The organism is Ensifer sp. VA4, from assembly GCF_055710065.1.
This window is the reverse complement of sequence record NZ_JBVQPO010000009.1, coordinates 298,442-324,524: the sequence shown is the minus strand read 5'-3', so window position 1 is coordinate 324,524 and position 26,083 is coordinate 298,442. Positions and strand designations below refer to the sequence as shown.

The following is a 26,083-nucleotide window of genomic DNA, read 5'->3' as shown; positions in this document are numbered from 1 at the left end:
CAGGCGCTCGTAACGCTCGTCCAAATCCCAAAAGCCTGGCTGCCCACGCATCATCCGTTCCCGCAAATCACACAGCCAGGATTGAATCACGAAAACCGGCTGAAGGGGAGGTTTTTAGAGGCGTCCAGGTGACAGATCGTGATGCAATTCAAAGTGCTGCAGTGACCTTGCGCCTCTGAGAGACAGCGGTGCCGTAGAACGACAAAGCCGGAGCCCCGTGTTATCAGGGCTCCGGCTTTGTCGTTTCGCCGGTTGTACGAATTGGGCTTATCTGGGCCGAAAGCGGCAGATCAGATCACATCATTTAGACAAGCAGTCCTGCCCGGACGAAGTTGTCGTCGTGGAGTTGCTCGGCATGCACGCCGAGCAAGGTCAGGTGGTCCGTGCCGCTGAGATTGGCTACCACGTTTGCGCCCTGGTTCGATGCCACCTGCCGGAATTCGCTGGCGCTGTCGATGCCAAATGCACGCAGGTCGAGGACGTCGCCGGTGGCAGCGCCGGCCCTGAAGTTTAGGATTGCATCGTTGCCATCACCGGTCTGGAACACGAAGCGATTGCTGTCTTTGCCCCCGACCAGCGTATCGTTGCCGCGTCCGCCCGTCAGCGTCGCATTGCTTCCAAGCCCCCAGAGGTAGTCGGCACCCGTCGTACCGTTCAGCACATAGCCGCCGTTGACGATTGTCGGGACACGTCCGGTCGGCGTCGCGATGAAATAGGAGTCGGTGAGCGAACTCGTCGCGGTGGTCCCGTTGAAGCTGGTAACGTTGTAGAACTCGATCAACATGCCCTGATCGGTGATGGTTACAAGGTTGGCGCCGACATTCGGGACGTCGCGGCCCGCACCGCCGAGGCCGGTTGTGGTATAGGGAAGCTGTAGACCGTCGCCGTTGTCATCGCGGTTTTCACGGTAGTAGTTGTGCTCGTGGCCGGCAAACACCGCATTTACACCCCACGGCTCGAAGGGCCACCGCATGGTGCTGGTGCTGCCGCCTGGATTGTAGGCCGTGTGATGGAAATAGGCGACGTTGAAGCTTGCGTTCGACGCATCGAGCGTGGAGTGCATCCATTGCCCCTGGACTGACGTCGCGCTGCGGCCGTCTGCTTCCTGCTTGTTGCTGTTCAGCGCAAAGAAATGCACCGGCCCGATCTGGAAGTCGTAGTATCTTTCGTTGTCGGGCAGCGTGAAGTAGTTCAGATAATTGGTGACGTTGTTCTCGTTGTACTCGTGGTTGCCGAGCACGGGGAAGAAACGATTGATGGCGCTGCCGGCGCCGTAGGCGCCTTGGTAGTTGCCGACATAGTCGTGGTACTGCTGGCCGACGGCTGCGTCCAATGTCTGCGGCGCGTAGACGTTGTCGCCGACAGTGAGGATGAAATCGACGTTCCAGTTGTGGACGAGCGCCGCGACCGCCTTTTCTCCATTGAGGCTCGTGTCGCCGAAATCGCCGAAGACCGCGAAGCGGTACAGGGTCTGCGGTCCGGCTTGGGCCGCAACGTTGACGGTGTAATCGTGCGTGGCTGTGCTTCCATCGGACGACGTTGCCGTCACACGAAGGGCGATTGAGGGTTCGGTCTGGGCATTGAGCGTGCCCGTGGCGGAACGGGTGATGACCCCATTGGCATCGATCGCGAAGCGATTATCGGTGAGGCTGTAGCTGATCGTCGAGCCGGCATCGGGGTCTCTCGCCGAGGCGGTGATGCCGACCCGGGTTCCTGCCGCCGCGCTCTGGACGATGCGGTTGTTGGCTGTGTCGGCGTCGGCCGGATCGTTGAAGGCGATCGGTTCGGGGCTGTCGAGAATACCGAGAGTGAAGGTCTGGCTGGCTGTGCTTCGGTCGGATGAGGTTGCCGTCACCGTCAGCGTAATCGAGCTCTGGGTCTCGAAGTCCAGCGTGCCGATACCGGAGCGCGTAATGACGCCGTTCGAACCAATGGAGAAGCGCGCGTCGTCGATGCTGTAGGTAACGGTGGAACCGGCGTCCGGATCGCCGGCCGAAGCGGTGATGCCTATGGCGGTGCCGGCCGCAGCCAACTCCGCGATCTGGTTGTCAGCCGGATCGGCATCGGGAGGCGTATTGAAGACGACCGGAGCGCTTGTCGGCAGCACATAATATTCGACGTGCAGCAACGGAGCCGCAGCCACGTTGCCGTCAAAGGCCCTTGCAGTGCGCGTGCCGGTGCCGGTGACAAGGAGCACCATGTCATTGAGTGCCGCCCAGCCGTCGCGGTCGACGATCTCCTGCACGATCGCCTTCAGGTCCGGCGTGCGCTGTGCGAGGCCCGCCGCTCCGCGTGTTGTCCAGTCCGCAGGCGTCCAGGCGACCGACGCGTCGGTTGTCGTGCGAGAAGAAACATTGAACTGAGCGGTCGTGAAGGCGGCGGCATCGTCCACATCCTGGCCGCGGATCATGAGCGATGCTGCCCCCGTGCTCACCTGGTCGACGGTAAATTGGATATAGGCATTGGTGATGATCGCGCCCTTGGGAATATCGATTCCGGTGAAGCGCATACCGACGGTCTGGACCTTGGCGCCGTCGACGGTCAGTTCCAGGTCGCCGCTGGTGGCAGAGACCGAGCCCGAAGGAGCTTCTTCAACATCGTCGAGGCTGGCGACAACTCTCCTTTCGAAGATCACGCTGTCAGTGGCAGGCGGACTGATGATGATGGTGTAATCCTGGGTGGCGATACTGCCATCGGACGAAGTCGCCGTCACACGCAGCGTAATCGCCGATTCGGCCTGAGCATCGAGGGTTCCGATTGCGGAGCGCGTGATGACGCCATTGCCGTCGATGGCGAAACGCGGATCGTTGAGACCGTAGGTCACGGTCGAGCCCGCATCGGGATCGCGGGCCGAAGCGGTGATCCCGACCCTGGTGCCGGCGGCAGCATTTTGGGCGATCCTGTCGGCGGTCGGGTCGCTATCGGCCGGGTTGCCGAAGGCGACCGGTTCCTGGGTGTTGAGAACGCTGACCGTAAAGGTTTGGTAGGCCCTGCTGAAATCCGAGGACGTGGCCGTCACGGTCAACGTAATCGAGGTCTGGGTCTCAAAGTCCAGTGTGCCGACGTCCGACCGGGTGATGACGCCGTTTGCATCGATGGCAAAGCGTGCGTCGTCGACGCTGTAGGTAATGGTGTCGCCGGGGGTGGGGTCGGCCGCCGAAGCCGTGATGCCGATGGCGGTGCCGGCGGCCGCAAGCTCGGCGATCTCGTTGGCGACCGGATCGGCGTCTGCGGGCGTATTGAAGACGACCGGATCGCCGGATGTCGGCAGGGTATATTCAACGTGCAGGAGCGGTGCGGCCGTCGGGCTGCCATCATAGGCTCTGGCCGTGCGCGTGCCGCTGCCGGTGATCAGGAACACCATGTCGTTGAGCGCCGCCCAACCGTCGCGGCTGACGATCTCCTGGATGATTGCGCTGAGATCGGGCGTGCGCTGCGCCGCGCCGGCCTCGCCGCGCACCGCCCAGTCTGCAGGCGTCCAGGCGATGGATGCATCGGTTGCCGGGCGCGAGGTGACGTTGAACGTCGTGGCGGCGAAAGCCGCGGCATCATCCACATCCTGGCCGCGAATGAGGAGCGAAATCGTCCCCGTGCTCACCTCATCAACGGTGAACTGGATATAGGCATTGGTAATGATGGCGCCCTTCGGAATGTCGATGCCGGTAAAGCGGATCCCAACAGTCTGGCCAACGCCGTCATCAACGGCCAACTCGAGATCGCTGCTGGTCAAGGACGTCGAGCCGCTCGACCGTTCCTCTGCGTCGTCTGCGCTTGAGGCCACCCTTGTCTCGAAGACTGGATCGACTGCGAGTGCGGCGATCGTCGCGCTGTTTGGCGCGGTTGCGCCGGTTTCGGCTGGCGCCTCCAGGGTGGCCGCGTCGGACAGTCGGCTCCCGCTTCCTAGCGTATTGTCGTCGGGCCCCTGGGTGCCAGAGGTCGGCGCAGTGCTGATCGTGCCGGCGACAGATTCTTCCTCCGCGTTGGTCACAGTGACGAGCGAGTGGTCGCTGCGATCGAGCGAGGCAGAAGACCCCCAGCTCCCAGCCAGGTCAATTGCCGATCGCGGTTGCGCTGCTTTCGGGTGAACGGAGCCGATTGGAACAGCGGCGAGGTCGTCAAAGGTGTAATTGCCGTCGACGTCAAAACCAAGTGCGAACTCGATCGCGAGCAGTTTTGGGTCGTCCAGGCCGGACGGGATGCGGGACAGCTTGGCCATGTCCAATCTCCTTTGCACGGCTTGCGGACAGCCGGAGCCCACCGGTGCGCGCCGGCGCTTCCATGTCCGTCAGGGGAGGGGGATTTTCGGGAGCCGGTCGGTAACGGGATACAAGCGACGAAATGCCCCCCGCTGGACGAGGACTTATTTCGTCGGCCGAAGACGGCAGACCCAGTCAGTTCATTCAGACAAGAAATCCTGTCCGGACGGTTTGGGCAGCGCCATAACGCCAGAAGCCACGAGTGCTATCCCGAGGCGTGTCGAACAAGTTGCTTTCGGCGTGCGGCATGCTCTAACGCGGTGCGCGAGTGCCTAGTCGCGCTCGCCCCCGCAGCAATGGCTGCAGGAGCCGATCATTTCCCGGACCGCCCGAAGGAAGCTGCAAGTACCCTGGCTTATCGATCCGGTTGATCGATCGCCCCAGCTGGTCGGGCAATGTGCCCGAGTCTCCTCAGGATAGCAGCCAATGATCGAGCCGGAACTCATACATCTTGCCGTCGTTCTCGTTCGGGTTCGAGTGGTTGTCGACGCCGCGATCGACGATGTAGAGGCTCATCTGGTTCGGATCGTCGCTGCTCGGCGCAAGCGCCAGTCCCGCCACTTTGCGTGCATGGGCCGCGGAGATATCCAGAGTTCCCAGGAATTCGCCTGTCGGTGTGGTCATCGTCACCTCGGTACGCGACTTAACGATGTAGAGCAGATCGTGAACCGGGTCGTATTCGACACAGGGATCCCCGTTTGACACCGTGCCCATTGCAAAACTCGTCACCACGTCATCACCACCCACGGATGGCACGCCGTCGAACTTGCCATTCGCACCCGGATTGATCGTATAGATGGTGTTATTGACGCCATTCGCGAGGTACAGAACTCCGCGGTTTGTGTCATAGGACAACCCTTCCGGATCTGTGCTGCCGAACGCGGAGGTCTTGAATGAGGTCACGATGTCGTCGGACGTGTTGTAAAGTCCGTCCGTTCCGGGATTGAGTTCGTAGACGCTCTTCGTGCCGGTGTCGTCCGTAAAATAGAGATGATGGTTTGTGGGGTTATAGGCGACCCCACTCGGTTCATCGGAAAAACTGATGGTTGTAAGCGACCTTACCAGCGTGCCGTTCAGGCTTGTCTCAAAGAGATTCTTGCCCTCGAATATCGACATCTCGTCGACCTCACCGTCGGAAACGAATAGCGTGCCGAGATGCGAAATATAGGTGATCCCCGAGGGATCGGGGCTCGCGGGCGACCATTGCGAGGTGAGGACGGTATGGACCAAGGTCGCTGATGTCGGCGGGCCGTTCGCGCCGCTGGTGACGTTCAAATTGAAGGTTTCGGAAGCAGTGCCGCCGTCGGACGACGTCGCCGTGACTATCAGGTTGATCGACGGTTGGGACTGGGCATTAAGTGTCCCGGTGCCGGAACGGGTGATGACGCCATTGGCGTCGATGGCGAAGCGTGAATCGTTGAGGCTGTAGGTGACCGTATCACCGGCGTCCGGGTCGCTGGCCGAAGCCGTGATGCCGACCTTGGTGCCGGCGACAGCATTCTGGGCAATCTGGTTGGTGGTCGTGTCGGCATCGGCCGGCGTGTTGAAGGCAACCGGCTCCTGGCTGTTGAGAACACCAAGGGTAAAGGTCTGGGTCGCGGTGCTTTGATCGGACGAGGTTGCCGTCACCGTCAGCGTGATCGATGCCTGGGTCTCGAAGTCGAGCGTGCCGGTGCCCGAGCGGGTGATGACGCCGTTGGCGTCGATGGTAAAACGTGAATCATCGAGGCTATAGCTCACCGTATCGCCGGCATCGGGATCGCTGGCCGAAGCCGTGATGCCGACCGCGGTGCCGGCTGCAGCGCCTTCGGCGATCTGGTTGGTGGCCGTGTCGGTGTCGGCCGGTGTGTTGAAGGCGACCGGCTCCTGGCTGTTGAGAACGCCGATAGTAAAGGTTTGAGTCGCGGCGCTTTGATCGGACGAGGTCGCCGTTACCGTCAGCGTGATCGAGGCCTGAGTCTCGAAATCGAGTGTGCCGGTGCCCGACCGGGTGATGACGCCATTGGCGTCGATGGCGAAGCGTGAATCATCGAGGCTGTAGCTGACCGTATCGCCGGCATCGGGATCGCTGGCCGAAGCGGTGATGCCGACCACGGTGCCTGCGGTTGCGAGTTCGACAATCTGGTTGGTGGCCGTATCGATATCGGCCGGCGTGTTGAAGACAATAGGACTGCCTGCCGCCGGAACGGTGTACTCGATGTGCAGGAGAGCTGCGCCAGCGGCGCCGCCCTCATAAGACTTCGCCACGCGCGTGCCGGTGCCGGTGACGACGAACGCCATGTCGTTGAGGGCCGCCCAGCCGCCGCGATCGATGATCTCCTGGACGAGCGCTTTGAGATCCGGCGTTCGCTCGGCAATGCCGGCTTCACCGCGCACCGTCCAGCTTGCCGGCGTCCAGTCAACGGATGCGTCCGTGGTCGGACGCGAGGAGACGTTGAACTTGATGGCCGTAAAGGCGGTCGAATCGTCTGCATCCTCGCCACGGATCACAAATGACGCCGCGCCGGTGCCGACCTCGTCGGAGGTGAACTGGATATAGGCGTTGGTAATGACCGCACCCCGGGGAACGTCGATCCCGGTGAAACGAAGTCCGATGGTCTGGCGGGTGGTTCCATCATAGCCCATGTCCAGATCGTTGATGTTGGTGGATATCGTGCCGGAGCTCTTTTCCTCGATGTCATCAGTGGCGGCGGCGAGCCTTGTCTCGAAAATCGGATCGGCGGCAAGCGTGCTGACGGCGGCACTGCTCAACGTGGCCACGCCGGGGTCAATCTTGCTTGACGCCGGCTCCGGGGCGGTTGCGTTGAAGGAGAGCAGCGTGCTCTCGTGCGTATCGTTTCCAAGCGACCTCTCGTCGGTGCTGGAAGCCACCGCGGTATCCGCCGGATCCAAGAGCAGGCCTTGGTACTCTATGCTGGCATCCACAGAGGAGCGGTGCCTATGAGTGGCGACCGTGGGCTCCTCCCAGCTCTCGCTCAGGTCAGCCACCGGTCGCTGCGCCAGCCCCTGCGGATGAAGGGTCCAGATCGATTCTCCGGCGTCATCCTCGAACACATAGCCGCCATGGCCGCCAAAACTCAGCCCGAACTCGATCGTGAGGAGCTTTGGGATGTCTAGGCCAGATGGAACGCGGGACAACTTAGACATGTCCAACCTCCTTTCCGTGGTTTGCGGATAATCGGGGCCAACCAGTGGACGCGGCCACCCCTACGCTCGTCATGCGGCCAGTGCCACGCGACGAAATCACTGAAGCGCGCGGCGATCTTTCAGATTCGCTTATTGCACTTTAAATAATTGATATTTCTTATGTATTTGTCGAAAATCGCTGCGCAGTTTTGCGCGACATGCTTTTTTGGCGGAGTGGTCGATTCCCCCGATCAGGCGAGCAGCCAATGGTCGAGCCGGAACTCGTAGAGCTTGCCGTCGTTCTCGTTCGGGTTGGAGTCGTTGTCGACACCTCGGTCGACGATGTAGAGACTCATCTGGTTCGCATCGTCGCTGCTTGGCGCAAGCGCCAGGCCGGCCACCTTGCGGGCATTGGCCGCCGATATATCGAGCGTTCCCAATTGCTGCCCCGTCGTTGACATCATCACGACCTGGGTGCGCGACTTGACGACATAGAGCAGGTCGTGAACGGGGTCATACTCGACGCAAGGATCCCCGTTGGAAAGCGTCCCGATCGAAAAGCTCGTCACCACGTCATCGCCGCCCGTGGAGGCCACTCCGTCGAATTTGCCGTTCGCGCCCGGGTTGATCGTGTAGATCCTCGCGTTGCCGTCCGCGAGATACAGGACGCCGCGCTTCGTGTCGTAGGTGAGGCCCTCGGGGTCGGAACTTCCGAATGCGGACGTCTTGAACGAGGTCACGATGTCATCGGCGGTGTTGTAAAGCCCGTCCGAACCCGGGTTGAGTTCGTAGACGCTCTTCGTGCCGGTATCATCTGAGAAATAGAGGTGCCGGTTGGTCGGATTATAAGCAGCACCACATGGCTCGTCCGAGAAACTGGTGGTGGTGAGCGATCTGACCAAGGTACCGTTCAGGCTCATCTCGAACAGGTTCTTTCCCTTGAATATCGACATCTCATCGACTTCACCGTCGGAAATCATCAGGGTGCCGAGATGGGAGATGTAAGTGATACCCGACGGGTCCGGGCTCGCCGGCGACCACTGAGAGGTCAGTACGGTGTGCACCAAGGTTGCCGAAGTGGGCGGGCTCGACGTCCCCGTCGTGACGTTGACGGTATAGTCATGCAAGGCCGCGCTGCCGTCTGACGAGGTGGCCGTGACCGTTAGCGTAATCGAAGGCTCGGATTGCGCATTGAGCGTGCCGGTTCCCGAGCGGGTGATGATGCCGCCTGCATCGATGACGAAACGATCATCGCTGAGGCTATAGGTGACGGTCGAGCCGGCATCAGGATCGCTTGCAGAGGCCGTGATGCCGACCTTGGTGCCGGCGCCAGCGTCCTGGGCAATCTGGTTCGGGGCCGTATTGGCATCCGCCGGGGTGTTGAAGGCGACCGGTTCCGGGCTGTCGAGAACGCTGACGGTAAAGGTCTGGGTGGCCCTGCTTCGGTCGGAGGAGGTCGCCGTCACTGTCAGGGTGATCTGGGCCTGGGTCTCGAAATCCAGGGTGCCGACACCCGATCGTGTAATGACGCCATTGCTGTCGATGACAAAGCGCGCGTCGTCGATGCTGTAGCTCACCGTGTCGTTGGCGTCGGGGTCACTGGCTGAAGCGGTGATGCCGACGGCCGCGCCGACGGCAGCCAGCTCCGCGATCTGGTCGGCGCCGGAGTTGGCATCTGGCGGTGTGTCGAAGGCAACCGGGTCGCTTGGCGGCGGCACGTAATATTCGAGGTGGAGGAGCGGGGCTGCGGCGGCGTTGCCGTCGAAGGACTCGGCGGTGCGCCTGCCGGTGCCCGTGATCAGGAAGGCAATGTCGTTCAGCGCCGCCCAGCCGTCGCGATCGATGATTTCCTGGATGATCGCTTTGAGATCCGGCGTGCGTTGGTCGGCTCCGGCCTCGCCGCGTATTGTCCAGTCTCCTGGTGTCCAGTCGACCGACGCATCCGTAATCGGGCGGGACGAAACGTCGAACTTCGCGGTTGTGAAAGCTGCCGCGTCGTCCGCGTCCTGACCGCGGATCAGCAGCGAAACCGCCCCCGTGCTTACTTCATCGGTGGTGAATTGGATATAGGCATTGGTGATGACGGCGCCCTTGGGGATGTCGATGCCTGTGAAGCGCAGCCCGACCGTTTGACGCGTGTTACCGTCGAAGCCGAGTTCGAGATCGTTGATGTTGCCCGAGATCGTCCCTGAAGCCTTTTCTTCGGCGTCATTGGCGGCGCCGGACACACGGATTTCGAGCGCTGTCGGTGTGCTGCTCGTCGAAGCGGCAAGGCTCTGCACCTCCATCGTCGTGGCCGCCTCCTCGTCGCTGGTCGTCATGGCGGGGGATGGGCTTGTTGCACTCTCTTTCGCCAATCCGGTTTCGGCCGGTGCCGTGGCGCCGCTGGCGCCATCCTCGCGCTGCCCTGGCTCCCGCCACGGATCGAGGTCCGTTGGTGAAAGACCCCAGTCGCTGCCCCCCTCGAAGGAGACCGTCGCGCGCAGAATGTTCTGGGGTGTCAGTGCAGCATTTGCAGCGGCGATGCCGGTCAGTGCCAGCGATCCGTCATCACCCAATCCGCCCTTAAGGCCGTAGTCGAGGTCGATATCTGCCAAAAGCTCTTTGATACTGGGAAACCGAGCCAAACTAGTCATGTCGTATCTCCTTTACCAAGGCGGCCTTTCAGCCGGCCTTTGCAGGTCCGCGATCGTTTGGTGCTCGCTGGGACGGGCACCCCTGGTCATGCCGAAACCCGCGACCGGGAGAGGGTCGCCGTTGGGACACGACGACGTCACTCGATCAGGTCGCGGGACGGAATTTGGAACGCTTGTGTTTCGCCGTTCGGGCCATGCCATCGAACGGATGGAGGATTGTCTGCCTAACCCGGGCGACTGCGTCGCAGCCAAGCGGGCGCCAGCCCGGCGACCAGGCGAAGCATCGACTGCCCATCCCGACCAAGAAACAGTGACGGCAGCAGCCAGCACGACACCAGGCCCGTCGCGCCGGCGGCAATAGCGACATTGAAGAGGAGGACGAGCGGCATCACGTGAACCTGGCGCAATTGATCCGCCGCGATCCAGGCACTGGCGCCAACCACGGCCGCCAGCGCAAATGCCGGCACATGCGCCCCGATGAACGCGGACCAGCCGATCCCGGTGACGCGCAGGCTGAGATGCGCCATCAGCATGAAATTGGTCATGACGGCCGCGACAACGCCGACCGCCACACCCGTCACGCCCCAGAAATGTCCAAGAAGAGCGCCTGCCGCCACTGCGACCACGAAGATTGCCTGCCGCCACGCCCTTGCATAGACGACGCCGGTCGCGCGCGAAATGGAGTCGCTGAGCTTGTAGCTTGTGCGAAACAACATGCCGACGGCAAGGATCTGGAGGGGAGCGACGACCGCGTCCCATCCTTGACCGAGGAGAACCTGGACGAGTTCGGGCGCCGCGATCGCGACGACGAGACTTGCCGGCAGCACCACGAGAGCGCAGGCGGCAACCGCGCTGCGATAGGCGCGGGCGAGCCGGGCGGGCTCCTGTTGTACGAGCGCCATCGTTGGAAACAGGACACGGTCGAGAATCTGGCCGATAATGACCGCCGGCGTGGTCATGAGCTGTGAGGAGAGCGAATAGATACCGAGCGCTTCCGCTCCAAGCCAGCGGCCCACGATGAGCTTGTCGACCTGGGTTGCGAGATAGTTGCACACTCTGGCAATGGTGAACCCGCCACCGAAATACAGCAATTCGCTGATTGCGCGCCGCTCCAGCAGAGGGCGTTTCGGGTGCGGCTGGCCGACAAGCAACACAATCGTGCGCAGAAAGTTTTGGGTCATCAGCGCACCGACGAGCGCCCAAATTCCGAAGCCAGCCAGGGCAAGGATCGGTCCTGCAATCACGAAGCCGACCGCAAAGCATATCGCATCGACAGCGGCCAGCCATTCGAAACGCAGCGCTCGCTGCGCGACGGCCTGCGCCACCAGCGCGACGCCCTGGCAAATGAAGACGACGCTGGTGGCGCGCACGATGGGTGCCAGATCGGCAAGTCGCATGGCATGTGCGATTGCGGGTGCCGTCAACCAGACCAGCCCGGCGATCACGAGACTGAGGATCAGCGACAAGGTGAAGCCGACCCGCAGGTGACGTTCATCAAGCTCGGGCCGCTGCACGATTGCCGGGGCGACACCGAGGTTCTCGAAGATGGTCGCCAGCTTGATGATGACGAGGGCCGCGGCATAAAGCCCGAATTCATTGGGAGAAAGAAGCCGCGCGAGCACGAGGAGCGCGATGACCTCCGCCACGGCGAGCGCCCCCATGGACAGGCCCGTCCAGAACATGCCCACGACACTCCGCCTTGCCAGCCCCTGTCGAATGTTGCTCACGCCTTGCTCTCCTCGGGCGAACGAACCTGCACGCTGCTCTTGTGGCTCTCTCTCATTGAAGGGCAGGCGGAACTTCGTAGCCATACACGCGCATCTCTTCCTCGATCTCCGGAAGGATTGCCCGCAGTTCCTCGCGATCGAAGCGAAGCCACTTCTCCTGGCGGGTGGGGTCGACCATCTCCTTGGCGGCACGAAGGATATCATCGCTGCAGGCGAGCCCGCAGTGGTCGTAGATGCGGCGCAAGGTCGTCTCAGTATCCTGCATCAGGTCCTCGTATCGGCATGTCAGCACCCGACCGTCTCCGAGCTTGGCAAGATCCTCCCTGGCCCGGCGGTTGCCACGTGCCCACTGGCGCGCAATCACCGTCAGCTTGTCCTGTTCCTTCAGGTCCTGGTGGATCCCCTCGTACTTCGGCCCGTAGATCGGCGCGTACTTCCTCCGCAGTATTTTCTTGACGAACATTTGGCGGATGAGCACGGCGGCATAGTAGTGGAGCTGCGTCAGCGGCGTGGTCGAAAGCGTTCTCTTCATGCCCTTCAGCGTCTTCGTTCTCTGCCATTTCAGCTCCATCGAGCTGATGTAGGAGAACGGATTTCGTGTGATGAAGAGGAAGGTCGCCTCCGGGAAAATCTCGTGCACATAGGATGCGCGAAGGACGTTCGACGGGGTATTCTCCATGATCTGGCGGCCACCGTTCTTCACCTGAAATTCGAGAAAGCGTCCGCGAATGTAGCGGATGACCTTTTCCGTCGCATCACGTTCGGTGAACACATCATGTTGCCTTCCGGGGTCCGCGTAGAGCCAGAGCGTGCGCGGTTCATACCAGGTCACCACGTCCGGGTGCAGGCCGATCAATTTCTGCGTGATTGTCGTTCCCGAGCGATAGTTGCCGATCAGGAATATCGGGGGTCTGAGCTTGTCCGCGATCACAGCAATCCTCCTTCGCTGGAGACAGCGATTGAGCGGCAGCGTTGGTGCCGCCTGCATTGCGCCTATTGGTCCCGGAATGCTCGCATCATCTGGTCTGACAAGGGCTTCATCAGATAGGAGAGCATCGTCCGGTCCCCGATCGTGATGAACACCTCGGCGGGCATGCCGGGAAGGAGGGCCAAGGAACCCATGTGTTCCGACCCATCGGGCTTTAGCGCGATCCGCGCGACGTAGTAGCTCTCATTCGTGCGCTGATCATGCGTCACGTCGGCCGCGACCATCGAGACGACACCTTGGAACTCCGGCGTGATGCGCTGATTGAAGGCGGTGAACCGCAGCTGGGCGCTTTGGCCGACAAGGACCTGGTCGATGTCCTGAGGAGCGACCTTTGCCTCGATCGCCAAGGCATCCTGGTCCGGTATGATCATCATGATCGGCTCGCCGGCACCAATCACGCCACCGATGGTGTGCACAGTCGACTGATAGACGGAGCCGCTGACGGGCGCACGGATTTCGATGCGCAACAGTTGATCCGCGGCCGTCACCTGTCGTTCCTCGAACTCGGCAATCTTGGCGTCGACGTCGCGAAGCTCGCTGCCGGTCGAGCTCGAAAACTCCTTGTCCAGCTGCAGGATCTGAAGCTGGACCTCTGCGATCGCGCCCCGCGCCTGCGCAGTGCTGGCGATCAGCTGCGCCCGCTCGCCCTCGATCCGGGTCGCGTCGCGCTCATAGGCCGTCAGCTTCGACAGCGGCGTGAGCTTCATCGCGACAAGATCGCGAATCCCCTCGAGTTCTTCCCTGATCAGTTCGATCTCCTTGCTCTTGGCCTTTCCTTGCGCCAAGTAGCCCTCGATCTGCTTTTGGAGCTGCTCGATGCGCTCGCGAAGCCGCGCTTTGTTGCCGGAGCGCTCGATGCGGCGAATTTCGAACAGTCGCCGCTCGCTCGTGACCAGCGTTGCAACCTCCGGCTCACTCATCCGCGCCACCAGTGTCGGGGCGATCGTCAATTGCTCGCCGCCATCGCGCTCTGCCTCGAGGCGCGATTTTCGGGCATAGAGCTCGTCCAGGCTCTTGGTCACGAAGGCCAGATTGGCGCGCGGCACGACATCGCTGAGCTGCACGAGAAGATCGCCGGCTTCGACATGCGTACCGTCGCGCACGAGGATCTTGCTGACAATGCCGCCGGTCGGGTGCTGAACTTTCTTGCCATTGGAGGCAACGACCACCACGCCGTGAGCGATGATCGCGCCGGAGATCTCCATCGTTGCAGCGAAGCCGCCGACCACGCCGAAAAGCAGGGCGATGACCGTGACCCCACCCAGGAGGTTGCGGCGAATGGAGCGTCGGTGGGAGTGTGGTCCGTTCATTTGAATGGCGACGATTGTTTTAACCGCCTTCAATTCGGCAGTTTGGGGTGGATGGCGATGGGTCTGAGGAAATCACTGTTGGCCGGCTGCAGCGGGGAGAGCTTCGAAAGCACCCGATCTCGCGGGCCCAACGTCTGCATCTGCCCCTCCTTCATTTCCATCACCAGGTCGACCGCGGCGAGGATGTTCGGTCGATGCGTGACGATGACGACGATCCCGCCGCGAGCCTTGATCCTTTTGATCGCTTCGCCAAGGGCCCTCTCGCCATCCGCGTCGAGGTTGGAGTTCGGCTCGTCGAGCACGATCAGAAATGGGTCGCGATAGAGGGCTCGGGCGAGCGCTATGCGCTGACGCTGTCCGGCCGAAAGTGCGGTTCCGCCTTCGCCAATCTGGGTCTCGTATCCATTGGGCAGACTGACGATCAGGTCATGGACGCCGGCTGCCCGTGCCGCGGCAACAACCGCCTCGGCATCCGCCACCGGCTCAAAGCGCGCAATGTTGGTCGCAACCGTTCCCGAGAAGAGCTCCACATCCTGCGGCAGATAGCCGATGTAGCGTCCAAGTTGGTCTTGCGGCCATTGATCGAGTGCGGCCCCGTCGAGCTTTACGCGGCCGATCGTCGGCCGCCAGGCGCCGACGAGAGCGCGTACGAAGGTTGACTTGCCCGAACCGCTGGCGCCGATCACGCCAAGGCCGACACCTGCGCTGAGATTTAACTCGATGCCCTGCACGATCAGCCGTTGCGTGCCAGGCGCGCTGACGGCGACACGATCGACGGTGAGGCTGGAACGGGGCGTCGGGAGGGCCATCGGCCCCACCTCGTCAGGCAGCCGTGAAAGCAACTGGCTCAGCCTGCGCCAGCTTTGGCGCGCAGAAATGAAATTGCGCCAATGAGCGATTGCGAGATCCACGGGCGCAAGGGCCCGTCCAGCCAGGATCGAGCCGGCGATGATGACACCAGCCGTTGCCTCACCATGGATCACCAGCCAGGCACCAACACCCAGCATCGCGGATTGAAGCATCAGTCGCAACGCCCTGGAAAGGCTGCCGAGGCCCCCGACGACATCACTGACGCGCTGCTGCTGGGCGATGTGTTCGCGGCTCGTTTCCTGCCATTGCTCATGCAGGCGCCGTCGCATGCCCATGGCGGCCAGAACTTCCGCATTGCGGCGGCTGGCTTCCGCCAGGTTGTTGCGCCGGATTCCCGAAGATGTCGCCGCGCTCGCCGGCTTGCGTGTCAGCATCTCGGTCGTGATCGTCAACGCCACCAATACGATCGCGCCGCCGATCGCCGTCAGCCCGAGGATCGGGTGGAAACTCCAGATGATCGCGATGTAGAAGGGAAGCCACGGCAGCTCGAAAAGCGCGTTGGGACCCGGGCTGGCAAGGAAGGTGCGGATGCTGTCGAGGTCGCGCTGAGGCTGCAGTCCTTCGCCCTGTTGCCCGACGAGAAGTGGTAGGCGCGCGATTGCGGAGAAAACCCGCCCCGAAACGCATTCGTCCAGTTCGGCGCCGATCCGCGTCATGATGCGGCCGCGCAGCAAATCTATGGTCGCCTGCCCGAGGAAGAGGGCGGCAGCCAGTATCGACAGGCCGATGAGCGTTGGCACGCTCCGGCTCGGCAGGATGCGGTCGTAGACTTGCAGCATGAAGATCGCGCCGTTCAGCATCAGGATGTTGCTGACGCCGCTGAAGATCGCGACACCTGCGAGTGCGCCGCGGCAGGAACGCAAGGCGCCTGCAAGCTCCGTGCCCGGCACGCGCCTTTGCGTGGCCGAAAGGGTGGCTGCGGGCGTGTTGGCGGAAACGCGTCTTCGCCTGCGCCGCCGCGGAACGACCATCAGCATGAGGCCCAGTACCGCGATGGCCAGCCAAAATAACGGCTCGTCCAAAGCAACGCCCGTCAGTTCCGTCAGTTGGTCCCTTAGAGAGGCGGCGCTTGCGGTGAGGCTCTCCATCCATGCCGGCCATGGGGCGACGGCGAACGCGGATCGCGCAGTCTTCCACGCGCTGTTGGCGGGCAGGAACTCGAATGCAAATCGGAGAAGGGTGAGCAAGAAGAGGAATGCGCCGGTCACCTGCAATGGCGTGACCGCGCTGTGGCGACGGCGTGACCTCTGCCGCGGCCCACGCAACAGCTGCCCATGTTTCGCCGGCGCAGCCTTGCGGCGCGGCGCGGCGCGCCTATGACTTGCCGCAAGCATGAAGACTGCACCTGAAAGGAAGGTCAGAATGTCGGTAATACTGTGGCCGCTGAATACCATACTCAGTGCATCCTGGTCGCCGAAGTGGCCGCAAAGCAACGCCGGCGCATCCGAAACTTGTGGGACTGTTGCACGACTGTCATTGTTTTCGCTGATGGTTACTGCGATATTTACACGTGACTCCAACTGTCGCTCTGACGAAGAGCGCAGCATGAGAGGGGTATCAGGTGTTTGAGTTCGCGACCCTTCTGACGATCGGATTTCTCGGAGGATGCTTCGGGCGGGTCGTCTGGATTTTCCTGTCGTCCATTGTCGTATTGTTGATCACGCCCGTTTATCTGGTGCTTCACCGGGGCATCGATGGTGTATTCGCCGTGATCTTACTGAGCCTGCTCGCCGTGATGACGGTTCAGTTGGGGTCCGTAACCGGCTTGCTGGTGCTGCGATCGCGTCGCAAGGTGCAGGTATCGTCCCGCGACATGATCGATGGCGGCTCGCCTTCCCGTCAGAACGCTTTCTTTTCCATGTCCGCCGCCGGGTCCGGACGCGAAGCTCCCGACGAATAGAAGCCCTTGTTCGCCACGACCGAGACTTCGATGACGTCGCCTGCATTGACGTCGGTGTCTTCGTCTGCGGCGACTTCCTGGCCCGTCTTCTGGCCGCGCCGGAAAATCAGGATCCTTACCGATCCCTGCAGTTCTTCGATTGTCCGATGCTCGCCATATTCGAAGACGAAAAGCAGTTTGTCCGACAGGTATCTGAGCTGGCTTGCAAGCTTCGCCAGTTGAACCTGTGTCTCCTGCGTGTCCGAAATCAACTGGAATTCGTGGTCCTGATGCTTCTTGCGCAGCTCGCTTTCCATGTTGAGCAGATCCTGCTGCAACCGCGTCTGCTGCATTTCGAACTGGGCGAGGTCGAGGCGATAGTTGTTCTGGGCGCGCTCCAGCGCCATCACGTTCGTATTGGTAATCAAACCTTTCTGGCGCAGGGTCCGCACAGCTTCCAACTCTTCGAGCTGGCTCTTCAACGTCTGCTGTCGTTCGTCCTTGGCGCCGGCCAGCGTCTCGGCTTCCTTCTTCAGGCGCGCCAGCGAGGCTTCAAGATAAGATACGTCGTCCCGGTATGCGGCCAGCCGAGCCTTCAACTGGGCCTTTTCGGTTCCAATGATCTCGTCAATCAGGCTCTGGCCAAGTTCGGCTGGCGGATCAGTCGGAATAGCAAAGCTGTCGGCCAGCTTGCTCTCGGCGTTGAGCCGGGCAAGGCGAACCTTCAGTCGATATTCTTCGATCATCAAGTTTGCCCGCTCGCTACGCAGGTCCGCGATCTGTAATGCCGGCACGGTTTCTCCGGCTGTGGTTGGGCGGAAGCCGCCGGCAAGCGCCAATGCGTGCCGGACGGTTATCCCCGGCTGGAACGGATAGGAGCCGGGGTGCGCGACGGCGCCGGATATGAAAAACGGACGATATTGTCCGATCTCGACTTTGACATAGGGGTCGAGGATCAATTTCCGTTGCTGGTAGGCTTGTCGGATGTTCTGTGAGAGGGCGGCTGCCGTCAGGCCACGGGCGCGAACGTCACCCAGAAGCGGAAGCGCGATCGAGCCGCGATCGTCGACCGCCACCTCCAAAGGATAGGCCGCCTCACCGAAGACCAGGACGCGCACGACATCGCCGGTGTCGAGCACATACCCCTCGGCACGGGCGAGATTGGCGGTCAGCAAGGCAGCCACCACCGCGAGAATTCGCAGCAGCAGTCGGCCGCAATCGACCACGCGCATCGGGCCGTGAAAGTCTCCAGGGCCTCGGCATTCGCCGGCGAACCGTGAAGAGCCATAGCTATCGACATACGGTTTCATCGCCTTCTCCTTCGTCAACGCCTGGGACGTGACGATACTCGAGACACTTCAGAATGCATTGCTGTGCACAAGGACCCGCAAGGTCCTGAAAAGGATCTTCACATCCAGCCAGAGCGACCACGTGTGGATGTATTCGATGTCGGCGGCGACGCGGCTTTCGATGTCGCATTTCTTCTCGGTCGGACCTCGATAACCGCGGATCTGGGCAAGGCCCGTCAGTCCAGGCTTCATCGAATGGCGATGCCAATAATCCGGCACCACTTCCCAATAAAGCGCACCCTCTGCCGATGCGCCCAGCGCGTGTGGCCGAGGACCGACAAGGCTCATTTGCCCCATGAAGACGTTCCAAAGTTGGGGCAGTTCATCGAGACTGGTATGGCGCAGGAAATGCCCAAGCCGTGTTATCCGAGGGTCGTTGCGCTCGGTAAGGTGGTTGCCGGCCGCATCGGTCAGATCGACGCGCATGGTCCTGAACTTGATGCAGTTGAAATATCTGTTGTTGGTGCCGATCCGTTTCTGCACAAAGAACGCCGGCCCGGGCGAATCCGCGCGTACGAGAACCGCGAGTACCGCGATTAGAGGCACGATTATCGGCGCTGCGAGCAGCACGAGCATCAGGTCAAAGCCGCGTTTGAGCGCGCGCTTGTGTAATGTCAGCGGTCCCGTCGAGACAACGAGCGTTGGCGTGGAATCGAGGTAGCGGAGCGCCAACGGTTTCAGGCCAGCAAGTCCGGGTTCAAGCAACTCGGTCTCGAAACCGAGTTCGCCGAGCAGCTTTGCCCATTTCTGTTGTTCCTTGAAGGCTCTGAACGACAACACGATCCGATCCGCGTCCGCCACCGCCAACGACAGGTCATTGAGGAAGTTCGGATCCATTTCCATCGGACGCCAGTCGCGTGCTCTCACGTTAATGGTCGTTGCGACTTTGCGCTGGCGATTTGAACGGACGCTGTCGTCGCCCAAAAGAATGACTTTCGTCTCCGTTTGATCTTCCCGGCGGCGCAATCCGGCCGCCACGCTCCAATGGAAGACGGTGAGGCCGACGGCGGTGAGCCCAAGGAAGAAGGCCGTTTGTCGCGATGAGAAGCTGCCGATGACGCTGAAGGCGAGCGCTGCGAAGAGCGAGAAGCTGGCCGCGGTCGCCAGGGAGGCAAGGCAACTTCTGACAGATGCCAAGCGCGAACGCAGCGTCGGCAAATGGTAGGCGCCCAGGTTCCAGGCGGCGACCAGGTAGGTCGGCAAGACGACATAGGCGAGCTCTGGCCCGTGCGCACGGCCGGTTATGTGCAGGCTGACCAGGTTGGTCGTGACGGCTGCTGCAAGGATCACGCAGAGGTCACCGAGCATGGCCAGCGAGCAGAACAGGCAGCGCAGCACAAATCGATTCTTGATCTGCTCAATCGGGAGCGGAATCGCCTTGTGCCAGGGACGTGAGGATTCGGCCGGTATTTGAGTCACGATATATCTCCCAGGAGAAACGGGACAGACCTATTGCCTTTGAAAGAGAAGGACAGACGCGGCTACCTTGGTAGCGGTGAGCCCGCCCTGATCGAGGTGTGGAAATCTGCAGACACTGTGATCGCTATTGCAGTTGCGACTGATAAGCCCGCGCGCCTGAAAGGTCGTTTTGGGGCAGCGCCCCGAGTACGGACTGGTAGACCGTCTCGACGCTGTCGCACATCGCATCAAGTCCCCAGGATGTGAGGTCGGTGTGTCTTGCGCCTTCGGCCAAATGGGCGCGAAGCGCCTTGTTTTCGAGGAGATCGGCAATGGCCGTCGCCGCAGCGTTCACGTCATCGGCGGGGGTGACGATGCCGTTGACACCGTGCCTGACGACTTCCTCCAGCCCAGGCAGCTCCGAAACAACACAGGGCCTGCCGCCGGCCAGGTATTGCATGACCACGCGCGGCAGTCCTTCTCGCATTGATGTCAGCACGCAGACATCGGCCAGGCTGATCAGTTGTTCTGGCTCGGAATGATATCCGATCAGGTGGATACTGCCGCCCACCGGGGAGCGGGCAATGGCGGCTTCGATATCCCGCCGTGCCGGTCCTTCGCCGGCGAGGATCAACCGCGCGTCTGGAACGCGCTCGATGACCTTGGGAAACGCTTCGATGAGTTCGACATGGCGCTTCCTCGGTTCGAGTGCCGCCAGCATCAACACGACCGGCGGCTTGGGCTCGCCAGGTGCAATGCCGAGAAGCCGCGGCGCCTCACTCGGCCAATGGGCGTGGGAAAAGCGCATAAGGTCGAAACCCGAATGGACGACATAGTGCTGTGCGGGGCTGCCGATATGGTGGGAAACGCAGATATCGCGCATCGATTGGCTGACGTCGATGAAGGCGCGTGTGAACCGTGCGGTCAGTCGTTCGGCTGCAAGGAATGTCAGTTTCTGAGCATTGCCGACGTGCACGAAAGGTAGGATGTGCACGCCGTGGATGATGCCCGGGACATTGGCCTGCCTAGCCGCCAACCGGCCGATAATGCCAGCCTTGCTTTGATGGGTATGAACGATGTCGGGGTGCCATTCGAGGAGAAGCCGGCTGAGTTGCCGCAGGGCCGCGAAGTCGTTGATGGGGGATATCGGATGAACCAGCGCGTCAAGGCTGACGACCCGCATGGTCTTGGCGACGGAGGCCCGCAGGCTGGCATCATATTCGTTGCCGTGAACCAACAGGACCTCATGACCGTGCTTCACCTGGGCGTTGCAACAGGCCAGCGTATTTTCCTCCGAACCCGCGCGATGTAGGCGAGTCAACACATGAACGATCTTCATCTGCGTGTATCTCCGCGAGGCTGATGACTGCTGGTAGTTCGTTGAGGGGCTTGGCTGCGAAACGACGGCGTTTCGGGGCGCGCACGCCTTGTCGGCGACGATTCTAGGGAACAAGCAGAAGGCCGCGCCGGAACGTCGCGCGTGTGACCTGCCGGGATTTGGGAGAAGGCGTCGCCTCTTACAGGGAAAGCCAGATTTGCTTGAAAAGAACCCGGGTGATAGTTTCGGTATTGCCGCTTGCGTCGACGACCCTGATGTCTTTGTCGAGTGCTCGAAGCTCGGTCATCAACGACATCCGCGCCTCAAACCCTTCCTTGCTGATCTCTCCCGGCTTTCTGCTCTGCGAGACGGAGAAATCCGATACGAGGTGAAGGATAAGGTCTGGCTTGCATTCGCTCATCTTGTGATAAAGCCGCTCTTCGAAGCGGGCAAGCGCCGCAAGGCCGGGAACGGCAGGCAGGTCGGACTGGATCATCGGTCCGTCCAGGTACCCCTTGCGAAGCGTCTGCGGCCACCGATCGCACACGACGATCAGGCCGCGTGTCGCCCATCGATGCGCACGCTTGACGACCCCGTATCTCTCGATCGCAATCAGCACGGCCCACAAAGCCAGCCCGGCTGCGAGCACCTTGCCTATCGCCCCGCCGCGCGGTTCCTTGCGGTCACGCTGGATCACCGCCTTGAATTGGTGCCTGCGGGGGGAAAGCAGATTTTGCAATGCCTTGCGGAACCACCATCCATCGCCTTCTCCAGTGCCGACATAAACCTGCGCGCAACCGAGCTTCCAGGCGAAGATGCGTGTCAGCAGATCGGTCTGCGTGCTCTTGCCAAGGCCATCCGGCGCGACGAGTGCGACCACGAGCCCGCCCGTAGAGGCACGCCTCTTTGCCGGAACGCTGCCTGGCCACAGTCTCCCCAGGACCCTCAACGAAAGATAGGAGGCCTTGCGGATGTAGTGGACCGTCCCATCCGCCAGACCGCTGCCGCGGGAATAGCCGCACCGATGACGGATCGCGTGCCTGAGCCGCGCGAGATCAGCGCGACAGACCTCGATGCCGCCTTCGTTCGGCCGAATCCTGCAACTTATAGTGCCGCTGCCGCCACCGGCGCATTCGATGACACGTTCACCTGCTTCGCCGGATCGAAAGGGCAGTTGCGCAAGGTGGTCCTCCCAGTCCCCAGGCAAGACCACCCATCGTGTCCACGGCCATCCCCAAAGACGAAACGCGAAACGACCAATCGTCAACCGAATCTCGTCCTCGAGAGAGGCGACCGGGATGGTTACTCCCTCGACCGACAGGCGCTCCCACTGCGCGACGGCCGCATAGTCGAACGCCAGATAACGCTTGCGGAACTCCCAGCCGACGCGGATGCCGACATGAAGATCGATGTGTAGATAGGCGCTGCGTGAGAAGTCAGGAACGAACCAATCTTCTCTGCCGTCACACACATTGTCGTAGCAGGAGAGGCTGACGCTGCGACGGCCGTGGAGCCGAGCCATGATCGCGCAAAAGGCCATGTAGTCCCGCTTATCGAGCAGCATGTCGATGTCGTCACGGCCGGCGAGGGCCTGCGGCAGGCTTCCCGGATCCTGGACGATGCCATAGTGGATATCGGCCGCATCCAGCGCCGCAAACAGTTCCGCCGCGATCGCCAACGGTGGAACTGGAGGTGAGGGGAGGCATCTGGTTGGGCCGCTCCGTAACGTCGCTGCCTGGTCGAGACCGCTCGCCTGCGAAGTCGAGGCCTCCTTGGTCACGACGTTTTCTTGCCAAGTCGACATGGGCCGCGACTTCATGGGATCTGCCAGTACAGTTCACTGCCGCTCTTTTGCTCCGTGGGCCTCTTCGAGAGGCTATGATGAGACAGGCCCGTCCTCATGGCCAGTGGCAGAGGGAGCTCTTCACAATCGATTGTCGGGAGCGTCATCCGTGAAATCCAGTGATGTGCCGTTGCCAGTCTTTCGACGCAGCGCAGGCTTGGCCGATTCTTCGCAGGCTGCCGCAGCGAGGGTGAGTCGATCTGGCTCATCGTTCGCGCAAAAAACCTAGAACTAAAGCAACAAACTCAACAAAAGCACTAATTAAGAAGATGTTAATTTATCACCAAGCACTTGTCTCTGTCTATATAAATTGGAACGGCCCTATTCATAATATCCATCAAGACGCGGACTGCTCCTGAGCGCCCGACGTAGTCAAGGACGCCAAGTTGATCTGCAAAGGGGCCGCTCTCTACTTTAATTGTTTTTCCCGCTTGGAACATATCCTTGGGGTGAAGGAAGCCCGCTTCGTCGGTCGCCAAGATCAAGGCTTCGACGATTCCGTAAGGGACCGGTATCGGCTTGCGGTCGCTCATCACGAGCTTGCGCACGCCGACGGTCGAATTGATCGGCGACCATCTCTGCCGTTGAATATCCAGTGAGACGAAAAGGTAGCCATCGAAATAGGCGCCGCACACAGTCTTTATGCTGCGCGCATGGCGAACGGTTCGGCGCCGTTTCGGCAGGTAGGTCCGCAAGTTTTGTGAAGTCAGATGCTTTTCAGCCAGGGTCTCACAGTGTTGATGTGTCTGCACCACGTACCAGCGTTCGGGCTGAGCATCGCGAGCATCGTCAAGTGGAACCGAACGTGAACCATCGTGTGAGTTGTCACTCAGCATCTCTCCACCTCCATTCCTGTTTTTTAATTGTTCGATTTTTATTCAGTATATGTCTATTTGTTGCTTTGATTTATTGATTTCCGTTATGTGTTATCAATGTATTAACTATATTTATTAAAGATGAATCTCTTCCTTTCCTCGAAGGAACGAGCGAGGTTGCTCATCAATTCAGGTAGCGGCCGTCATATCCATTGCCATCAAGAGACGCGTAGCGTCCATATCTGGGCAATTTCGGCCCATCGACCATCGTCAGGGCAATCCCAGCGAGCTTGGATCTGTCGCCGAGGTATCGAATGCCTTCCGCCACTGCTTCGCGGGACGTGTCACGCCACTTCACGACGAACACCACCTTGTCGGCGTGTCCGGCGAGAATGGAGGCATCTGCCACCGGGCCGACCGGCGGCGCATCGATGATCACCGTGTCATAGCTTGCCCGGAACTCGTTGATGAGGGAGCGCATCCGTGCCGAGGCAAGGAGAGCGGGGGGGTTCAAGGTCTTTGCGCCGGCCGGCAGAACGTGAATGCCCGAGCGCTCGTCCAGGTGGATTGCCTTGGCAGGATCGATCGGGAGTGTCAGAAGGTCGACCAGTCCGACATTCTCGGTCATGCCAAAGAAGGCGGTGGTGGCCGAAACCCTGAGATCGGCATCGATTACCAGCGCGCGCTCCCCATCTGCGGCGGCAGAGCAAGCAAGGCTGAGTGCAAGCGTCGTCTTGCCTTCGCCCGGCATCGCCGAGGTAACGAGGGTGATTGATGGCGAATGATCCGTGTCGGGTATGCCGCCGAGACCCAGGCGCAACCTTCTGACGGCCTCGCTGTAGCGCGACAGGGGGCGGTGCTCCAGATACGCCACCGGCTGCACGCGCGATTTTGTCCGCGTCCATTCCGTCATACGCGGCAGGGAGGCGAGAACTGGAACGGCCAGTGCTTCTTCCACCTGGCGCCTTGCCATGAAGCCGGATGAAAACAGCTCGCGGACAAGCGCGCCGGCTCCGCCCAAGGCAGCACCGACCACCAGGCCCACGGCCGCAAAAAGCGGTCTATTCGGGAAGCTTGGCTCGAGCGGGACGCCGGCGCGTGTAATAACGCGCACACCGCTGCTCAGCAGTGTCGATTTCTCCTCGGCGATCTTGGCGCGCGACAGGAATGTCTGGAACAGTTCCTTGTTCGCGGCCGCAATCCGCTCCAGATCGCGCAACTGAACGCCGACCTGATCCTCGACCGCCGACTGACCGGATACCGACGCAAGTGCCCGAGACAGCGCAGCTTCGCGCGCTTCGGCGGCTTCCACCTCGTTTCTGAGGTTGCCGACGAGCCGCTGTATCTCGGCGGCGATCTGCTGCTCGATGTCGCGGTGCTCCGCCTGGACCGTCATCACCTCAGGATGCTGGTCGCCGTAACGTAGCCGCAGATCTGCTTCCTTGCGCGTCACGACTCCAGCCTGGGTGCGCAGCGCGCTGACGACATCGGACTGCAGCACGTCGGGCAGGGTCTGGGCATCGCCACCCGACTTTACGACCTTCTCCGCCTGCTCGAACTTAGAGCGTTTCGTCGCCAGTTCAGCACGGGCGTTGATGAGCGCTATGTTCAATTCGGACAATTGCTGCCCGGTCAGGCTCCCGGACTGCGTCGCCAGAAGATTATGCTCGGCGCGGAACTTTTGCACGGCGTTTTCCGAGCGGCTCAGTTCTTCGCGCAGAATTCCGGCGCGTTCGCTCAACCAGGTGGAAGCCTTCTTGGCCCCCTCGTAACGAGACTCGATGCGGTCTTGCACGTAAACCTGGGCAAGCGCATTGGCGAGGCGTGCCGCCTGTTCGGGGTCATTCGAGGTTACGTTGAGCTCGATGACATCGGCCAGTCCGACGCGCGAGACTTCGAGCGCGCCCTCGAGCCACGTCAGCGCCGCGGCCTCAAGCGCAGGGTCTGGCGCCAACCCCTCGCTTTCGACAACCTTCTGAAGCAGCGAGGCGGACGTCAGGACGGCGATTTCGCTTTCGATGAATGTGGAGTTGTCGCGCAGTTCGGGCCCGGCGTCCTGAGAGAGGATATAGTCCTTGGGAGCGTCGAGCAGAATCCTGGAGATCGCTGTATAGGACGGAGTAACGACGAGCGAGATTCCGACGAAAGCTCCGAGCGTTAAGACGGCGGTGCACGATATGAACTTCCAGCGCCGGAAAAGAAAATCGATAATCTCCCTCACGTCGAGCAGCGCCGGTTCCGGTGTCACAATCACGCGGTCGGTCGAGCCCTGCATCGTCAAATCCCTTCAAATATCTATAATGATTATGCTCTGCCGGTGCTGCACCAGCGGAGGGGCCTGCAGTAAAACAAACGTTTGAGGAGCTAATGGTTAGGCGCACTCACGCGCAGCAGTCCCGGCATTCGCACACCGGTTCGCCGTACGCCCAAGTCATCCTGCTCCGCCGTCGACCGATCAAACTGCCGGCCACCGAAAAATATATCAGGTTCGCTGATATCAGTGCCATCAGCACTAGTGCGTAGTAAGCTGAAGCAAGGGATGAAAGGACGAGTACTTTTGGCCAACTG

The 26,083-nt window shown here is 61.2% G+C and carries 14 protein-coding genes; 1 reads left to right on the top strand and 13 read right to left on the bottom strand.

From position 1 onward, the window contains the following. Positions 1–304: 304 nt before the first annotated feature. From AC0C6X_RS18065 to AC0C6X_RS18035, 7 genes are all read right to left on the bottom strand, one after another. A complete protein-coding gene (locus AC0C6X_RS18065) occupies positions 305–4,216 on the bottom strand; it encodes a metallophosphoesterase (RefSeq protein WP_472954437.1) in 3,912 nt (1,303 codons plus the stop codon). Positions 4,217–4,667: 451 nt separating this feature from the next. Then, entirely contained in the window at positions 4,668–7,403 is a 2,736-nt protein-coding gene (locus tag AC0C6X_RS18060) for an RTX toxin (RefSeq protein WP_173519988.1), read from the bottom strand. A 230-nt stretch (positions 7,404–7,633) separates the two neighbouring features. Continuing rightward, positions 7,634–10,018, bottom strand: a complete 2,385-nt coding sequence (locus AC0C6X_RS18055; protein ID WP_246304587.1) for an RTX toxin — start codon at positions 10,016–10,018, stop codon at positions 7,634–7,636. A gap of 224 nt (positions 10,019–10,242) precedes the next feature. Continuing rightward, complete coding sequence (locus tag AC0C6X_RS18050; protein ID WP_472954434.1) at positions 10,243–11,829, bottom strand: lipopolysaccharide biosynthesis protein; 1,587 nt, start codon at positions 11,827–11,829, stop codon at positions 10,243–10,245. Next, positions 11,798–12,676: a sulfotransferase family protein gene (locus AC0C6X_RS18045; protein WP_173519987.1), complete on the bottom strand. Its 879-nt coding sequence runs from the start codon at positions 12,674–12,676 to the stop codon at positions 11,798–11,800. The genes AC0C6X_RS18050 and AC0C6X_RS18045 overlap by 32 nt, the downstream gene beginning before the upstream one ends. 62 nt (positions 12,677–12,738) lie before the next feature. Further along, positions 12,739–14,043, bottom strand: a complete 1,305-nt coding sequence (locus AC0C6X_RS18040; RefSeq protein WP_173519986.1) for an HlyD family type I secretion periplasmic adaptor subunit — start codon at positions 14,041–14,043, stop codon at positions 12,739–12,741. Positions 14,044–14,072: 29 nt separating this feature from the next. After that, entirely contained in the window at positions 14,073–16,001 is a 1,929-nt protein-coding gene (locus AC0C6X_RS18035; RefSeq protein WP_472954433.1) for a type I secretion system permease/ATPase, read from the bottom strand. A gap of 473 nt (positions 16,002–16,474) precedes the next feature. Between AC0C6X_RS18035 and AC0C6X_RS18030 the strand changes: the two genes are divergently transcribed. Beyond that, positions 16,475–16,813 (top strand): hypothetical protein, encoded by a 339-nt coding sequence (locus tag AC0C6X_RS18030; protein ID WP_247960029.1) that lies wholly within the window; start codon positions 16,475–16,477, stop codon positions 16,811–16,813. On the opposite strand, the gene AC0C6X_RS18025 is transcribed toward AC0C6X_RS18030, so the two are convergent. The 6 genes from AC0C6X_RS18025 to AC0C6X_RS18000 all read right to left on the bottom strand — a co-directional run bounded on the left by AC0C6X_RS18025 (position 16,753) and on the right by AC0C6X_RS18000 (position 25,790). Then, positions 16,753–18,102, bottom strand: a complete 1,350-nt coding sequence (locus AC0C6X_RS18025) for a polysaccharide biosynthesis/export family protein (protein WP_246304586.1) — start codon at positions 18,100–18,102, stop codon at positions 16,753–16,755. The genes AC0C6X_RS18030 and AC0C6X_RS18025 overlap by 61 nt on opposite strands. Before the next feature lie 48 nt (positions 18,103–18,150). After that, the gene (locus tag AC0C6X_RS18020; RefSeq protein ID WP_246304701.1) at positions 18,151–19,449 is read right to left on the bottom strand and encodes an exopolysaccharide biosynthesis polyprenyl glycosylphosphotransferase; all 1,299 of its coding nucleotides are present in this window, start codon (positions 19,447–19,449) and stop codon (positions 18,151–18,153) included. A 235-nt stretch (positions 19,450–19,684) separates the two neighbouring features. Further along, on the bottom strand, positions 19,685–20,878 hold the full coding sequence (locus tag AC0C6X_RS18015; RefSeq protein WP_247960030.1) for a glycosyltransferase family 4 protein: 1,194 nt from the start codon (positions 20,876–20,878) through the stop codon (positions 19,685–19,687). A 178-nt stretch (positions 20,879–21,056) separates the two neighbouring features. Then, entirely contained in the window at positions 21,057–22,661 is a 1,605-nt protein-coding gene (locus tag AC0C6X_RS18010) for a hypothetical protein (RefSeq protein ID WP_472954432.1), read from the bottom strand. 311 nt (positions 22,662–22,972) lie between these two features. After that, complete coding sequence (nusG, locus tag AC0C6X_RS18005; protein ID WP_173519981.1) at positions 22,973–23,536, bottom strand: transcription termination/antitermination protein NusG; 564 nt, start codon at positions 23,534–23,536, stop codon at positions 22,973–22,975. 163 nt (positions 23,537–23,699) lie between these two features. Then, positions 23,700–25,790: a GumC family protein gene (locus AC0C6X_RS18000; RefSeq protein ID WP_247960031.1), complete on the bottom strand. Its 2,091-nt coding sequence runs from the start codon at positions 25,788–25,790 to the stop codon at positions 23,700–23,702. Between the last annotated feature and the right edge of the window lie 293 nt (positions 25,791–26,083).